This window comes from Chryseobacterium sp. RR2-3-20, assembly GCF_017808115.1.
Taxonomy (GTDB): Bacteria; Bacteroidota; Bacteroidia; order Flavobacteriales; family Weeksellaceae; genus Chryseobacterium; species Chryseobacterium oryzae.
In genome coordinates this window covers 1-13,228 of sequence record NZ_JADQBD010000024.1, presented here as the reverse complement: position 1 = coordinate 13,228, position 13,228 = coordinate 1, and the positions used below count along the sequence as shown (strand labels likewise).

The following is a 13,228-nucleotide window of genomic DNA, read 5'->3' as shown; positions in this document are numbered from 1 at the left end:
TAAATAATAGTAATGTCTGTTAGAAAATTAAAACCTATCACCCCGGGACAGAGATTCAGAATTGTAAACAATTTTGAGGAAATTACTACCAACAAACCAGAGAAATCTCTAACAGTTGGTATTAAAAAGTCAGGTGGACGTAACCAAACAGGTAAAATGACCATGCGTTACACCGGAGGTGGACACAAAAAGAAATACAGAATTATCGACTTCAAAAGAAACAAAGCAAACGTTGAAGCAACTGTAAAATCTGTAGAATACGATCCAAACAGAACTGCATTTATCGCTTTATTAGAGTACGCAGACGGAGAGAAGAGATACATCATCGCTCCAAACGGTATTAAAGTAGATCAGAAAGTAGTTTCAGGTGAAAGCGTAGAACCAAACGTAGGTAACGCAATGAAATTGAAAAACATTCCATTGGGTACTGTAATTTCTTGTGTTGAAATGAAACCTGGACAAGGTGCTATTTTAGCAAGAAGTGCGGGTTCTTCAGCTCAACTTACTTCAAGAGACGGAAAATATGCAATCATTAAATTGCCTTCAGGAGAATCTAGAATGATCCTTACTGAATGTATGGCTATGATTGGATCTGTTTCTAACTCAGATCACCAATTAACGGTATCAGGTAAGGCTGGTAGAAGCAGATGGTTAGGTAGAAGACCTAGAACAAGAGCAGTTGTAATGAACCCTGTAGATCACCCAATGGGAGGTGGTGAAGGACGTTCTTCTGGAGGTCACCCAAGATCTAGAAACGGTAAACCATCTAAAGGTTACAAAACTAGAAAGAAAAACAAAGTGTCTAACCGTTACATCGTATCTAAAAGAAAATAATTATGGCAAGATCACTTAAAAAAGGACCATTCATTCATCATACTTTAGATAAGAAGGTTCAGGCAAATATTGAGTCTGGTAAAAAGACTGTTATTAAAACTTGGTCTAGAGCATCAATGATTTCTCCGGACTTCGTAGGACAAACTATTGCTGTACACAACGGGAAATCTTTTATCCCTGTATATGTTACAGAAAACATGGTAGGTCACAAGTTAGGCGAATTTTCTCCAACAAGATCTTTCAGAGGTCATGGTGGTAACAAAAACAAAGGAAGCAGATAATCATGGGATCAAGAAAAAGAGAAAGTGCTTTAGCACGTAAATTAACGAATCAGGATGTAGCGAAAGCGTTACACAACGATTGCCCGTCTTCTCCTAGAAAAATGAGATTGGTAGCTGATATCATCAGAGGAGTTGAAGTAGAAAAAGCTTTAAGCATTCTAAAATATTCTAAAAAAGATGCGTCAAACAAATTGGAGAAAGTATTACTTTCTGCAATGGCAAACTGGCAAACTAAAAACGAAGGTGCTGATATTGAAGAGGCAAACCTTATCGTTAAAGAAATTTTTGTAGACAGTGCAAGACAATTGAAGAGACTAAGACCAGCTCCACAAGGTAGAGGGTACAGAATCAGAAAAAGATCAAACCACATTACGCTAATCTTAGGTACAAAAGAAAATTAATCAAGGTATGGGACAGAAGACAAATCCAATTGGTAACAGATTAGGTATCATCAGAGGATGGGATTCTAACTGGTTTGGCGGAAACGATTATGGAGACAGAATCGCAGAAGACTACAAAATCAGAAGATACCTTGAAGCAAGATTATCTAAAGGTGGTATTTCAAGAATTTTTATTGAAAGAACATTAAAATTAGTAACCGTTACAATTACTACTGCAAGACCAGGATTAATTATCGGTAAAGGTGGTCAGGAAGTTGATAAATTGAAAGAAGAGTTGAAAAAATTGACTAAAAAGGATATTCAGATCAACATCTTCGAAATCAAAAGACCTGAACTTGATGCAGTATTAGTTGCAGACAGCATTGCTAAACAAATCGAGAACCGTATCTCTTATAGAAGAGCTGTGAAAATGGCAATTGCTTCTACAATGAGAATGGGAGCTGAAGGAATCAAAGTTCAAATCTCTGGTAGATTGAACGGAGCTGAAATGGCAAGATCAGAATCTTTCAAAGACGGAAGAATTCCATTGTCAACTTTCAGAGCAGATATCGACTATCATATCGGTGAAGCTTTAACTCAGTACGGAAAGCTAGGTGTAAAAGTTTGGATTATGAAAGGTGAAGTTTACGGTAAAAGAGAACTTTCCCCACTAGTAGGACAACAGAAAAAAGCACCAGCTGGAGGTAGAGGAGAAAGAAACGATAGAGGTGGAGATAGAAAGCCAAGAAGAAACAATAATAACAATAATAATTAATTAGAAGTTAGAAGATAGAAACTAGAAATTAGATCTTCCGTTACAAGAACTGAATTCAATTTTATCTAACATCTAACATCTAACATCTAACATCTAAATTAGAATTATGTTACAACCAAAAAGAACCAAGTTCCGTAAGGTTCATAAAATGAAGATGAAAGGAGACGCACAGAGAGGATCTCAGTTAGCGTACGGAACTTTCGGAATCAAAGCATTAGAAGGAGCTTGGATTACAGCAAGACAAATTGAAGCAGCTCGTATCGCTGCGACAAGATATATGAAGAGAGAAGGTCAGCTATGGATTAAAATCTTCCCAGATAAGCCAATTACCAAGAAACCAGCCGAAGTACGTATGGGTAAAGGTAAAGGTGCTGTGGAATATTGGGTAGCTGTAGTAAAACCAGGTAGAATTATGTTTGAAGTAGGAGGAGTACCTTACGAAGTTGCGAAAGAAGCTCTTAGACTTGCCGCTCAAAAACTACCTGTAGTGACCAAATTTGTAGTTGCTAACGATTTTGTTAAACCTCTTTAATCTCTGAATATAATGAAAAAAGCTGAAATTAAAAATCTAAGCGCGGGAGATCTTCAAAATAAACTGGCTGAAGCTAAAGCTGAATTTACAAAAATGAAATTAGCTCACAAAATCAGTCCGCTTGAAAACCCGATCCAAATCAGAGATTTGAGAAAAACAATCGCAAGATTAAACACTGAGTTAACTAACAAACAATAATTTCATTTTACAATGGATAGAAATTTAAGAAAAGAAAGAATCGGAGTGGTTTCCAGCAATAAAATGGAAAAAACTATTGTTGTTAGCGAAACTACGAGAGTAAAGCACCCGATGTACGGTAAATTCGTTTTGAAAACGAAAAAATATACTGCACACGACGAAAACAACGAATGCGCAGAAGGAGATACAGTTTTGATCCAAGAAACTAGACCTTTGAGCAAGAACAAAAGATGGAGATTAGTAAGAATCATTGAAAAAGCTAAGTAATAATGTTACAAACAGAATCAAGATTAAAAGTTGCTGATAACACAGGTGCTAAAGAAGTATTGGTTATCAGAGTTCTGGGAGGAACCAGAAGAAGATATGCTTCAGTTGGTGATAAAATCGTTGTTACTATCAAAGATTCTACACCATCAGGAAACGCTAAGAAAGGTCAGGTATCTAAAGCTGTAGTAGTAAGAACTAAAAAAGCAGTAAGAAGAAAAGATGGTTCATACATCAAATTCGAAGACAATGCTTGTGTATTGCTAAATGCAGCAGGAGAAATGAGAGGAACTCGTGTTTTCGGACCGGTTGCCCGTGAGTTGAGAGACAAAGAATATATGAAAATCATTTCATTAGCTCCTGAAGTACTTTAATATTTAAAATTTTAAAAAAAATGTCAAAGTTAAAAATAAAAAGAGGAGATAACGTAATCGTAACTACCGGTAAGAAAGGTCTTAAAGGTGGTACAGGTGAAGTTATTGAAGTGATCAAAAAAGAAGGAAGAGACCCTAGAGTTATCGTTGCAGGACTTAACATCGTTAAAAAACACGTTAAGCCTTCAGCTTCTAATCCTCAAGGAGGAATCACTGAGAAGGAAGCTTCTATTCATATCTCAAACGTAGCTTTAGTTGGTAAAGACGGAAAAGCGATCAAAGTAGGTTTCAAAATCGAAGGAGATAAGAAAGTAAGAATCAACAAAAAAACGGGTGAAACTTTATAATTTTTAAGAACACATGGAATATATAGCAAGACCCAAAAAAGCATATAAAGAAACGATTGTTCCTGCAATGATGGAAGAATTCGGATATAAATCGGTAATGCAAGTACCTAAATTAGAGAAAATTATTTTATCTCAAGGTTTAGGAGATGCTACTGCAGATAAAAAAATTATCGATTATGCTGTAGAAGAACTTTCAAATATCACTGGTCAAAAGGCTGTTGGTACAATCTCTAAAAAAGACGAAGCTGCTTTCAAATTAAGAAAAGGTATGCCTGTTGGAGCTAAGGTTACACTTAGAGCTAACAAAATGTACGAATTCTTAGATAGATTAACATCTTCTGCTTTGCCACGTATTAGAGATTTCTCTGGTATTAAAGCTGAAGGTTTCGACGGTAGAGGTAACTATAACTTAGGTATTACTGAGCAAATTATCTTCCCTGAAATCGTAATCGATAAAGTGAAAAAAATCCAAGGGATGGACATCACTTTCGTTACTACAGCAAAAACAGATAAAGAAGCTAAAGCATTATTAACTCACTTCGGTTTACCGTTCAAAAAGAACTAAGAAATGGCTAAAGAATCAATGAAAGCGCGTGAGCGCAAAAGAGAAGCTACTGTAGCTAAATATGCTGAGAAAAGAAAAGCTTTGAAAGAAGCCGGAGATTACGAAGCATTGCAAAAACTTCCTAAAAATGCATCTCCTGTAAGATTACACAACAGATGTAAATTGACAGGTAGACCAAGAGGATACATGAGAACGTTTGGTATTTCCAGAGTAACTTTCAGAGAAATGGCAAACAACGGTCTTATCCCGGGAGTTAAAAAAGCTAGTTGGTAAGCAATAAAAATTTTACAGCTGACTTCTATATTTTTATAAGTCAGCTGTATTTTAATAAATAGAGTACAAAATTAAGTCGGTTTAGAGACAAAGAAAAAAATAAATTATTATTATTTTTTTTGTACTTTTGCACCCGCTCAGGAAAATTTTTGTTTTTCTGACAGACTAATCTTCGTTTTGGCTATGTTTATTAGAATAAAATGAAATTATAAAAAAATCAAAGTGGCAATTAAGTTGTTGAGATACTGCAGGTAAAGAGATTAGGTGAAGAACTATTCGGAGCTATATAATCTTTAATCTTCAAGTCTTTTCAATACTGGTTGTCATTAAACCAATAATTTAAAACAAAGAAATGGTAACAGATCCAATTTCAGATTTCCTAACTAGAGTAAGGAACGCACAAAGCGCAGGCCACAAAGTGGTGGAAATTCCTGCATCGAAAATCAAAAAGGAGATTACTAAGATCTTATTTGATCAGGGGTATATCTTAAACTACAAGTTTGAGGATAACTCTGTACAAGGAACGATCAAAATCGCTTTAAAGTACGACAAGCAAACCAACAAACCGGCTATTAAGTCTATCCAAAGAGCTTCAAGACCAGGTTTGAGACAGTACAAAGGTTCAGGTGAACTTCCAAGAGTACTAAACGGTTTGGGTATTTCTATCATCTCTACTTCTAAAGGAGTAATGACTGACAAGAAAGCTAGAGAAGAGAAAGTAGGCGGTGAAGTAATCTGCTATGTTTATTAATTTTTAATCAAAGGAAAATGTCAAGAATTGGTAAAGCAATTATAACAATTCCTGCTGGTGTTACCATCACTGAAAAAGAAAGTGTAGTAACAGTTAAAGGTCCAAAAGGAGAACTTTCTCAGGAACTTACAGAAGGAATTACTTTAGAGCAAAAAGATGGAGAACTTACAGTAAACAGACCATCTGATGCTAAACAACACAGAGCGCTTCACGGTTTATACAGAGCGTTGATCAATAACATGATCACTGGTGTTAATACAGGTTTCGAAAAGAAACTAGAACTAGTGGGAGTAGGATACAGAGCTTCTCATTCAGGTCAAAAACTTGAATTGGCTTTAGGTTTCTCTCACGGTATTGTACTAGAACTTCCAAATGAAGTAAAAGTTGATACATTGACTGAAAAAGGTAAAAATCCAATTATTACTTTAACGTCTTACGATAAGCAACTTCTTGGAATGGTGGCTGCTAAAATCCGTTCATTCAGAAAACCTGAACCGTACAAAGGTAAAGGGGTAAGATTCGTTGGTGAAAATGTTAGACGTAAAGCTGGTAAATCTGCTTAATAAAATTTAAGAAAATGGCACTAAGTAAATTAGAAAAAAGAATAAGAATAAAAAGAAGAGTAAGAGGAAAAATCTCAGGATCTTCTGAATTGCCAAGATTATCTGTATACAAAAGTAATAAAGAAATTTACGCTCAGTTAATCAACGATAAAGACGGTAAAACTTTAGTTTCTGCTTCTTCTAGAGAGAAAGGAGTAGACGCTAATGGAACAAAAACTGAAGTTTCTGCTGCGGTAGGTAAAGCAATTGCTGCTAAAGCAATCGCTGCAGGAATCGAAAATATTGTATTTGATAGAAACGGTTTCGTATATCACGGAAGAGTTAAGGCTCTTGCTGATGGTGCGAGAGAAGGAGGACTTAAATTCTAATCATTAAATTTCGGAAATATGTTAGGACTAGATAATATAGAAAGAGTAAAACCGGGAGGATTAGAACTTAAAGATCGTCTCGTAGCTGTTAACAGAGTAACAAAAGTAACAAAAGGAGGTAGAGCTTTCGGATTTTCTGCTATTGTTGTAGTAGGAGACGAAGCTGGTACTATCGGATTTGGTTTAGGAAAATCTAAGGAAGTTGCTTCTGCTATTGCTAAAGCGGTAGAAGATGCTAAGAAAAACTTAGTGAAAGTTCCTGTAATGAACCACAGTATCCCTCACCAAACTACTGCTAGATATGGTGGTGCAGATATCTTCTTGAGACCAGCTTCTCACGGTACAGGGCTTATCGCCGGTGGTGCTGTAAGAGCGGTACTAGAATCTGCTGGTATTCACGATATTCTTTCAAAATCTAAAGGATCTTCAAACCCTCATAACGTAGTGAAAGCTACTTTCAAAGCGTTATTGGATATCAGAAGACCTGAAGAAATTGCTAGAATGAGAGGAGTTTCTTTAACTAAAGTGTTTAACGGTTAATATTTAAAACAATGGCAACAATTAAAGTAAAGCAAGTAAGAAGCGCTATTGGTAGAACAAAAACCCAAAAGAGAACGCTTGAAGCATTAGGATTTAAGAAACTTCACCAAGTTGTAGAACATGAAGCTACTCCTTCTATTTTAGGAATGATAGCTGCAGTAAGTCACTTACTTGAAGTTCAGAAATAATTAAAAAATTAAATGATTAAGGAATTGAGATTTACTTAATTTCTTAATCTTTAAATCTTTAAATCAAATACTACAATGAATTTAAATAATATAAAACCAGCTGCAGGTTCTACATTCAATTCGAAGAGAATTGGTAGAGGACAAGGTAGTGGTAAAGGTGGTACTTCTACAAAAGGTCACAAAGGTCAGAAAGCTAGAGCTGGTTATTCTCAGAAAATCGGTTTCGAAGGTGGACAGATGCCTTTGCAAAGAAGATTACCTAAATTCGGTTTCAAAAACGTAAACAGAAAAGAATTCAGAGCAATCAATCTAGACAGTATTCAAACTTTAATTGAAAATAAATCTATCACTGGAGATATTACAAAAGAAGTTTTGGTACAAAACGGATTAGCTTCTAAAAATGAATTAGTGAAAATTATGGGTAGAGGAGAATTGAAATCTGCGGTTTCGATTTCTGCTGACAAATTCACTAAATCTGCTGAGGAATTAATTTCTAAAGCAGGTGGGAAAGCAATTACCTTATAATAATTACTAATGAAAGAATTTATACAAACCCTTAAGAATATTTGGAGCCTTAAAGAACTTAGAGATAAAATTCTCTTTACTTTGGGTATTATCCTTGTGTATAGATTCGCATCTTATATCTCTCTACCTGCAATTAACCTTGCAGAAGTGGGAGATCTCTTAGAGCATTATAAAAGTCAGGGCGGTAACAAGCAAGGAGCAGGTCTCCTTGGCTTGCTTTCGTCGTTTACGGGAGGAGCTTTCAGCCACGCTTCTGTAATGGCGTTAGGGATTATGCCTTATATTTCTGCTTCTATTATTGTTCAGTTGATGGGGATGGCTATTCCTTATCTTCAGAAACTTCAGAAAGACGGAGAATCAGGAAGAAATACCCTTAATCAGATTACCAGATGGTTAACAATTGGCGTTTGTCTTGTACAAGCTCCTTCTTATTTGGGATCTATTACAGGATTATTTTTACCTTATGATAAGTTCCAGTCTGCTTATCTTATAGATCCTAATTCAATTATGTTTTGGTTACCAAGTATTGTAATCTTGGTTGCAGGATCTGTATTTGCAATGTGGCTTGGTGAAAAAATTACAGACAAAGGTATCGGTAACGGTATATCCATCCTAATTATGGTGGGTATTTTGTCTAGATTACCAGAAGCATTTGTACAGGAAGTAGCAGTACAGAACGGAAAAGGAGGATTAGGTTCTATCATGATTCTTGTTGAAGTAATATTCTGGATGTTGGTGGTTCTTTTAGCAGTAGTGTTATCTGTTGCGGTAAGAAAAATTCCTATTCAGTACGTAAGCAGAGCTCAAGCGAGAGGAGGTGTAAATAGAAATCTTATGCAGGGTGCAAGACAGTGGATTCCGTTAAAAGTAAATGCAGCCGGTGTAATGCCGATTATCTTTGCACAAGCATTAATGTTTGTTCCAGGATTGCTTACTAAATTTGACGAATCTAACACTTTCCTTGCAGGTTTTAAAAATGTATTCAGCTGGCAATACAATGTATTGTTTGCTTTATTAATTATTATCTTCTCGTTTTTCTATACTGCAATTACAATTCCGGTAAACCAAATGGCCGACGATCTTAAGAGAAATGGTGGTTTGGTACCTAAAGTAAGACCAGGTAAAGAAACGGCAGATTACCTTGATGATATTTTATCAAAAATTACCTTGCCAGGTGCGATTTTTTTATCTATCTTTGCAGTCCTTCCGGCAATAGTGCATGGAAGTCTTGTTCAGACAGATGCGTTTGCCCTGTTCTTCGGAGGTACATCGTTGTTAATTATGGTTGGAGTAGTACTCGATACTGTTCAACAGATTAATACTTATCTGCTGAATCATCATTATGATGGCTTAATGCAGTCTAAATTATCAAGATCGACTGGATATTAATTTATGGCAAAACAAAAACATATTGAGCAGGATGGCGTAATTACGGAAGCTCTTTCCAACGCCCAGTTTCGTGTAGAGTTAGAGAATGGGCATGTACTTATTGCTCATATTTCTGGTAAGATGCGTATGCATTACATTAAACTGTTACCTGGAGATAAGGTAAAATTAGAAATGTCTCCTTACGATTTATCAAAAGGGAGAATTACATTTAGATACTAAAAAACAAGTGCCAAATGGATTCTTATGTTTCCATTTGGCTATTGTTGAAAATAAATACTAAAAAATAAGATGTAACAATCTTATATGTTAGTAAAAAAATAAATACTATCAAATGAAAGTTAGAGCATCAATTAAAAAAAGAAGTGCTGATTGCAAAATCGTTCGCAGAAAAGGCGTTCTATTTGTAATCAACAAGAAAAACCCAAAATTTAAACAAAGACAAGGCTAAAATTAAATTATGGCGAGAATTTCAGGTATTGATTTACCAAAAAACAAAAGAGGCGTTATCGGCTTAACTTACATCTACGGAATCGGAAGAAGTACTTCTTCTGAAATCCTTAAAGCTGCCGGTATCAGCGAAGACAAGAAAGTCAACGAATGGAATGACGATGAATTGGCTGCAATCAGAACATACATCTCTGAAAACATTAAAGTAGAAGGAGAATTAAGATCTGAAGTGCAATTGAACATCAAGAGATTGATGGACATAGGATGCCAACGAGGAATACGTCACAGACTAGGATTACCTTTAAGAGGCCAGAGAACGAAAAACAACTCTAGAACCCGTAAAGGAAAGAGAAAAACAGTTGCTAACAAGAAAAAGGCAAGTAAATAATCGTTAGGAATTATGGCAAAACAGACAAAAGTAGTTAAAAAAAGAAAAGTAAAAGTTGAGGCTATTGGTGAAGCGCATATCCAAGCTTCTTTCAATAACATCATCATTTCTTTAACAAATAAAAACGGAGAGGTTATCTCTTGGGCTTCTGCCGGTAAAATGGGTTTCAGAGGTTCTAAAAAGAATACTCCATTCGCTGCTCAAATGGCAGCAGAAAATTGCTCTGCTGTAGCTCACGAAGCTGGTCTTAGAAGAGTAAAGGTGTATGTGAAAGGTCCAGGTGCAGGTAGAGAATCTGCTATCAGAACTATTCACAATTCAGGTATTGAAGTTAGCGAAATCATTGATGTGACTCCTATGCCACACAATGGATGTAGACCACCGAAAAGAAGAAGAGTTTAATTTTTAGAATTTACCCATTATGGCAAGATATATTGGACCTAAAACTAAGATTGCTAGAAAGTTTGGTGCTGCAATCTACGGAGATGATAAAAACTTCGAAAAAAGAAAAAACCAACCACCAGGACAACACGGTCCTAACAAAAGAAGAGGTGCTAAAAAATCGGAATATGCAGTTCAGTTAGCTGAAAAGCAAAAAGCTAAATATACTTACGGTATTTTAGAAAGACAATTTTCTAACCTTTTCGAAAAAGCACACAGAAGTAAAGGTGTAACCGGTGAAGTTCTTTTGCAACTTTGCGAATCTAGACTAGATAACGTAGTTTACAGATTAGGTTTTGCTAAAACAAGAGCAGGAGCAAGACAATTGGTTTCTCACAGACACATTACTGTAAACGGTGAAATTCTAAACATTCCATCTTATTTAGTAAAAGCGGGAGATGTAATCACAGTAAGAGAAAAATCTAAATCTTTAGAAGTTGTTGCTGATGCTTTGGCTTCAAAAGCAAACTACGAGTGGTTACAATTCAACGACGAGAAGAAAGAAGGTACTTTCATTTCTGCTCCGGAAAGAATCCAAATCCCGGAAGACATCAAGGAACAGTTGATCGTCGAACTTTACTCTAAATAATTTTTTAATCAAATTTTTGCTCAACCCAATAATATGGCAATTTTACAATTCATAAAACCCGATAAAGTAATCCTACTTAACTCTGATGAATTTAAAGGTCAATTCGAATTCAGACCTCTAGAACCAGGTTTCGGGCTTACAATCGGTAATGCTTTGAGAAGAGTGTTGCTTTCTTCTCTGGAAGGATACGCTATTTCATCTATCAAAATAGAAGGTGTAGAGCACGAATTTTCAACTATCCCGGGAGTAATTGAAGACGTTACTGAAATTATTCTTAACCTTAAGCAGGTAAGACTTAAAGCTACAGCAGAAAACCAAGCTTCTGAGCAGGTTGTTGCTAAAGTTTCAGGTAAAACTGCTATTACTGCTGGAGATTTAGGACAGTCAATCAGCGGATTTGAAATTTTGAATCCAGAATTATTGATCTGTAATCTAAACTCTGATGTTACTTTTGAAATTACGTTTAATATAGAAAAGGGAAGAGGGTACGTTCCTTCTGAACAAAATAAGTCTAACAATGCTCCTGTAGGAACTATTGCTATCGACTCTATCTTTACGCCGATTAAAAAAGTACAGTATAGTATTGAAAATTACCGTGTAGAGCAAAAAACAGACTACGAAAAACTTGTATTAGATATAGAAACTGATGGGTCTATTAGCCCACAGAATGCTTTAACTGAAGCTTCTAAGATATTAATTTATCACTTCATGTTGTTCTCTGATGAGAGAATTACTCTAGAAACTGAAGCTGTAAAAGCATCTATTCAGTACGATGAAGAAACTCTTCATACAAGACAATTACTTAAGTCTAAATTAGCAGATATGGATCTTTCTGTAAGAGCCCTTAACTGTCTTAAAGCAGCTGAAGTAGAAACTCTTGGAGAATTGGTTTCTTACAGTAAGTCTGATTTGATGAAATTCAGAAATTTTGGTAAAAAATCTTTGACAGAACTAGAAGAATTGGTGCATTCAAAAGGTCTTAACTTCGGTTTCGACGTTGCAAAATATAAATTAGACGCTGATAAATAATTAATAATGAGACACGGTAAAAAATTCAATCACTTAGGAAGAACGGCTTCTCACAGAAGTGCTTTGCTTTCTAATATGGCTTGTTCTCTAATTGAGCATAAAAGAATCAACACTACTGTTGCTAAAGCGAAAGCTTTGAGAGTATACGTTGAACCTCTATTAACTAAAGCAAAAGAAGATACTACACACAATAGAAGAACAGTTTTCTCTTATCTTCAGAATAAAGAAGCAGTTACTGAATTGTTCAGAACTGTAGCTCCAAAAATCGCTGAAAGAAACGGTGGTTATACGAGAATCATCAAGACTGGTTTCAGACCTGGTGATGCTGCAGATACAGCTTTAATAGAGTTAGTAGATTTCAACGAACTTTACAACCCTAATGCTGAAGAGAAAAAGACTACAAGAAGAAGCAGAAGATCTACAACAGCTAAAAAAGAAGCTGTAGTTGCTGAAGCTCCTGTAGTAGAAGAAAAAGCTGCTGAGCCAACTGCTGAAGCTGCTGATTCTACAGAGGAAAAAACTGAAGAATAATAAAATATTCTCAGACATATAAAAAACCGTTCAGAATTCTGAACGGTTTTTTTGTGCTTTATAATCTTGTTTTCACCAACTGTATAACATTATCTCCTTGGCGAATAACCAAACTGTCTCCTTTTACAGTTGCTTTCATATCTTCCTTTTCATAAACCGTTTCATTGGGTTTTGCTTCTGCTTTTTTGAGAATGAAAGTTTTATTATTACTTCTTATCGAAACATTTCTGTCATCCGGGTTGTAATCGAAAATTACTTTTACCGGACTGCCATCTGTTGCTTGGTAAACATAATCAGTCTTAATAGATTTATTTCCATTTATATCAGTATTGTATCCTACAGTAGAATCTACCTCTCCGTTGTCTGCAAGTACAGTTTCTTGAGAATTATCTTTTTTGATTACCGCTTTGTTTCCTTCTTTTTTACATGATACAAAAGTTATAGTAAACAAGGCAATCATTGAAATATTGATTACTTTTTTCATGAATATATAATTATTAATAGAGAATTTTAAAATTTTTCTAAATGTATTAAAATCAAAAACAATTGATGTAATAATTTATGAATATCCGTAATTTATCATAACTTTTGTATATTTGTAGTAATCAAACAATTAGATATGAATTTATTCAGTTTTTCAGCACATTTTGGGACAG

The 13,228-nt window shown here is 35.3% G+C and carries 26 protein-coding genes; 25 read left to right on the top strand and 1 reads right to left on the bottom strand.

Features of this window, described 5'->3' with window-relative positions:
- Window positions 1-12: 12 nt before the first annotated feature.
- The 25 genes from rplB to rplQ all read left to right on the top strand — a co-directional run bounded on the left by rplB (window position 13) and on the right by rplQ (window position 12,572).
- Window positions 13-834: a 50S ribosomal protein L2 gene (gene rplB, locus IV513_RS07625; protein ID WP_072953574.1), complete on the top strand. Its 822-nt coding sequence runs from the start codon at window positions 13-15 to the stop codon at window positions 832-834.
- Window positions 835-836: 2 nt separating this feature from the next.
- The gene (gene rpsS / locus IV513_RS07620; RefSeq protein ID WP_002983209.1) at window positions 837-1,115 is read left to right on the top strand and encodes a 30S ribosomal protein S19; all 279 of its coding nucleotides are present in this window, start codon (window positions 837-839) and stop codon (window positions 1,113-1,115) included.
- Between the two features lie 2 nt (window positions 1,116-1,117).
- Window positions 1,118-1,516 carry a 50S ribosomal protein L22 gene (gene rplV, locus IV513_RS07615; RefSeq protein WP_209390004.1) on the top strand — a complete coding sequence of 133 codons (399 nt, stop codon included), beginning with the start codon at window positions 1,118-1,120 and terminating at the stop codon, window positions 1,514-1,516.
- Between the two features lie 7 nt (window positions 1,517-1,523).
- The gene (rpsC, locus tag IV513_RS07610; RefSeq protein ID WP_209390003.1) at window positions 1,524-2,270 is read left to right on the top strand and encodes a 30S ribosomal protein S3; all 747 of its coding nucleotides are present in this window, start codon (window positions 1,524-1,526) and stop codon (window positions 2,268-2,270) included.
- Window positions 2,271-2,376: 106 nt separating this feature from the next.
- The gene (gene rplP, locus IV513_RS07605; protein ID WP_209390002.1) at window positions 2,377-2,802 is read left to right on the top strand and encodes a 50S ribosomal protein L16; all 426 of its coding nucleotides are present in this window, start codon (window positions 2,377-2,379) and stop codon (window positions 2,800-2,802) included.
- A gap of 12 nt (window positions 2,803-2,814) precedes the next feature.
- Window positions 2,815-3,000: a 50S ribosomal protein L29 gene (rpmC, locus tag IV513_RS07600; protein ID WP_089745117.1), complete on the top strand. Its 186-nt coding sequence runs from the start codon at window positions 2,815-2,817 to the stop codon at window positions 2,998-3,000.
- A 12-nt stretch (window positions 3,001-3,012) separates the two neighbouring features.
- Window positions 3,013-3,267 (top strand): 30S ribosomal protein S17, encoded by a 255-nt coding sequence (gene rpsQ / locus IV513_RS07595; RefSeq protein ID WP_029297775.1) that lies wholly within the window; start codon window positions 3,013-3,015, stop codon window positions 3,265-3,267.
- Window positions 3,268-3,269: 2 nt separating this feature from the next.
- Window positions 3,270-3,638 carry a 50S ribosomal protein L14 gene (rplN, locus tag IV513_RS07590; protein ID WP_007839504.1) on the top strand — a complete coding sequence of 123 codons (369 nt, stop codon included), beginning with the start codon at window positions 3,270-3,272 and terminating at the stop codon, window positions 3,636-3,638.
- Between the two features lie 20 nt (window positions 3,639-3,658).
- Complete coding sequence (rplX, locus tag IV513_RS07585; RefSeq protein WP_209390001.1) at window positions 3,659-3,985, top strand: 50S ribosomal protein L24; 327 nt, start codon at window positions 3,659-3,661, stop codon at window positions 3,983-3,985.
- 13 nt (window positions 3,986-3,998) lie between these two features.
- Window positions 3,999-4,550 carry a 50S ribosomal protein L5 gene (gene rplE, locus IV513_RS07580; protein ID WP_209390000.1) on the top strand — a complete coding sequence of 184 codons (552 nt, stop codon included), beginning with the start codon at window positions 3,999-4,001 and terminating at the stop codon, window positions 4,548-4,550.
- Window positions 4,551-4,553: 3 nt separating this feature from the next.
- On the top strand, window positions 4,554-4,823 hold the full coding sequence (gene rpsN, locus IV513_RS07575; RefSeq protein ID WP_027383308.1) for a 30S ribosomal protein S14: 270 nt from the start codon (window positions 4,554-4,556) through the stop codon (window positions 4,821-4,823).
- 352 nt (window positions 4,824-5,175) lie between these two features.
- The gene (gene rpsH / locus IV513_RS07570; protein WP_209389999.1) at window positions 5,176-5,574 is read left to right on the top strand and encodes a 30S ribosomal protein S8; all 399 of its coding nucleotides are present in this window, start codon (window positions 5,176-5,178) and stop codon (window positions 5,572-5,574) included.
- Window positions 5,575-5,591: 17 nt separating this feature from the next.
- Complete coding sequence (gene rplF, locus IV513_RS07565; protein WP_209389998.1) at window positions 5,592-6,137, top strand: 50S ribosomal protein L6; 546 nt, start codon at window positions 5,592-5,594, stop codon at window positions 6,135-6,137.
- A 14-nt stretch (window positions 6,138-6,151) separates the two neighbouring features.
- On the top strand, window positions 6,152-6,505 hold the full coding sequence (rplR, locus tag IV513_RS07560; RefSeq protein ID WP_209389997.1) for a 50S ribosomal protein L18: 354 nt from the start codon (window positions 6,152-6,154) through the stop codon (window positions 6,503-6,505).
- Window positions 6,506-6,523: 18 nt separating this feature from the next.
- Window positions 6,524-7,045 (top strand): 30S ribosomal protein S5, encoded by a 522-nt coding sequence (gene rpsE / locus IV513_RS07555; RefSeq protein WP_209389996.1) that lies wholly within the window; start codon window positions 6,524-6,526, stop codon window positions 7,043-7,045.
- An 11-nt stretch (window positions 7,046-7,056) separates the two neighbouring features.
- Window positions 7,057-7,233 carry a 50S ribosomal protein L30 gene (gene rpmD / locus IV513_RS07550; RefSeq protein WP_007839493.1) on the top strand — a complete coding sequence of 59 codons (177 nt, stop codon included), beginning with the start codon at window positions 7,057-7,059 and terminating at the stop codon, window positions 7,231-7,233.
- Between the two features lie 75 nt (window positions 7,234-7,308).
- Window positions 7,309-7,758, top strand: a complete 450-nt coding sequence (gene rplO, locus IV513_RS07545) for a 50S ribosomal protein L15 (RefSeq protein WP_143884923.1) — start codon at window positions 7,309-7,311, stop codon at window positions 7,756-7,758.
- 9 nt (window positions 7,759-7,767) lie between these two features.
- Window positions 7,768-9,147 carry a preprotein translocase subunit SecY gene (secY, locus tag IV513_RS07540; RefSeq protein ID WP_209389995.1) on the top strand — a complete coding sequence of 460 codons (1,380 nt, stop codon included), beginning with the start codon at window positions 7,768-7,770 and terminating at the stop codon, window positions 9,145-9,147.
- 3 nt (window positions 9,148-9,150) lie between these two features.
- Complete coding sequence (gene infA / locus IV513_RS07535) at window positions 9,151-9,366, top strand: translation initiation factor IF-1 (RefSeq protein ID WP_029297754.1); 216 nt, start codon at window positions 9,151-9,153, stop codon at window positions 9,364-9,366.
- Window positions 9,367-9,478: 112 nt separating this feature from the next.
- The gene (gene rpmJ / locus IV513_RS07530; RefSeq protein WP_007839480.1) at window positions 9,479-9,595 is read left to right on the top strand and encodes a 50S ribosomal protein L36; all 117 of its coding nucleotides are present in this window, start codon (window positions 9,479-9,481) and stop codon (window positions 9,593-9,595) included.
- A gap of 9 nt (window positions 9,596-9,604) precedes the next feature.
- The gene (gene rpsM, locus IV513_RS07525) at window positions 9,605-9,982 is read left to right on the top strand and encodes a 30S ribosomal protein S13 (protein WP_076444023.1); all 378 of its coding nucleotides are present in this window, start codon (window positions 9,605-9,607) and stop codon (window positions 9,980-9,982) included.
- 12 nt (window positions 9,983-9,994) lie between these two features.
- Window positions 9,995-10,384: a 30S ribosomal protein S11 gene (rpsK, locus tag IV513_RS07520; protein ID WP_048504755.1), complete on the top strand. Its 390-nt coding sequence runs from the start codon at window positions 9,995-9,997 to the stop codon at window positions 10,382-10,384.
- Between the two features lie 19 nt (window positions 10,385-10,403).
- Window positions 10,404-11,012, top strand: a complete 609-nt coding sequence (gene rpsD, locus IV513_RS07515) for a 30S ribosomal protein S4 (protein WP_209389994.1) — start codon at window positions 10,404-10,406, stop codon at window positions 11,010-11,012.
- Between the two features lie 33 nt (window positions 11,013-11,045).
- On the top strand, window positions 11,046-12,041 hold the full coding sequence (locus IV513_RS07510) for a DNA-directed RNA polymerase subunit alpha (protein WP_209389993.1): 996 nt from the start codon (window positions 11,046-11,048) through the stop codon (window positions 12,039-12,041).
- 6 nt (window positions 12,042-12,047) lie between these two features.
- A complete protein-coding gene (gene rplQ, locus IV513_RS07505; RefSeq protein WP_209389992.1) occupies window positions 12,048-12,572 on the top strand; it encodes a 50S ribosomal protein L17 in 525 nt (174 codons plus the stop codon).
- Window positions 12,573-12,630: 58 nt separating this feature from the next.
- Here the strand turns inward: rplQ and IV513_RS07500 are convergent, their stop codons facing one another.
- The gene (locus IV513_RS07500) at window positions 12,631-13,056 is read right to left on the bottom strand and encodes a hypothetical protein (RefSeq protein WP_209389991.1); all 426 of its coding nucleotides are present in this window, start codon (window positions 13,054-13,056) and stop codon (window positions 12,631-12,633) included.
- Window positions 13,057-13,228: the final 172 nt, after the last annotated feature.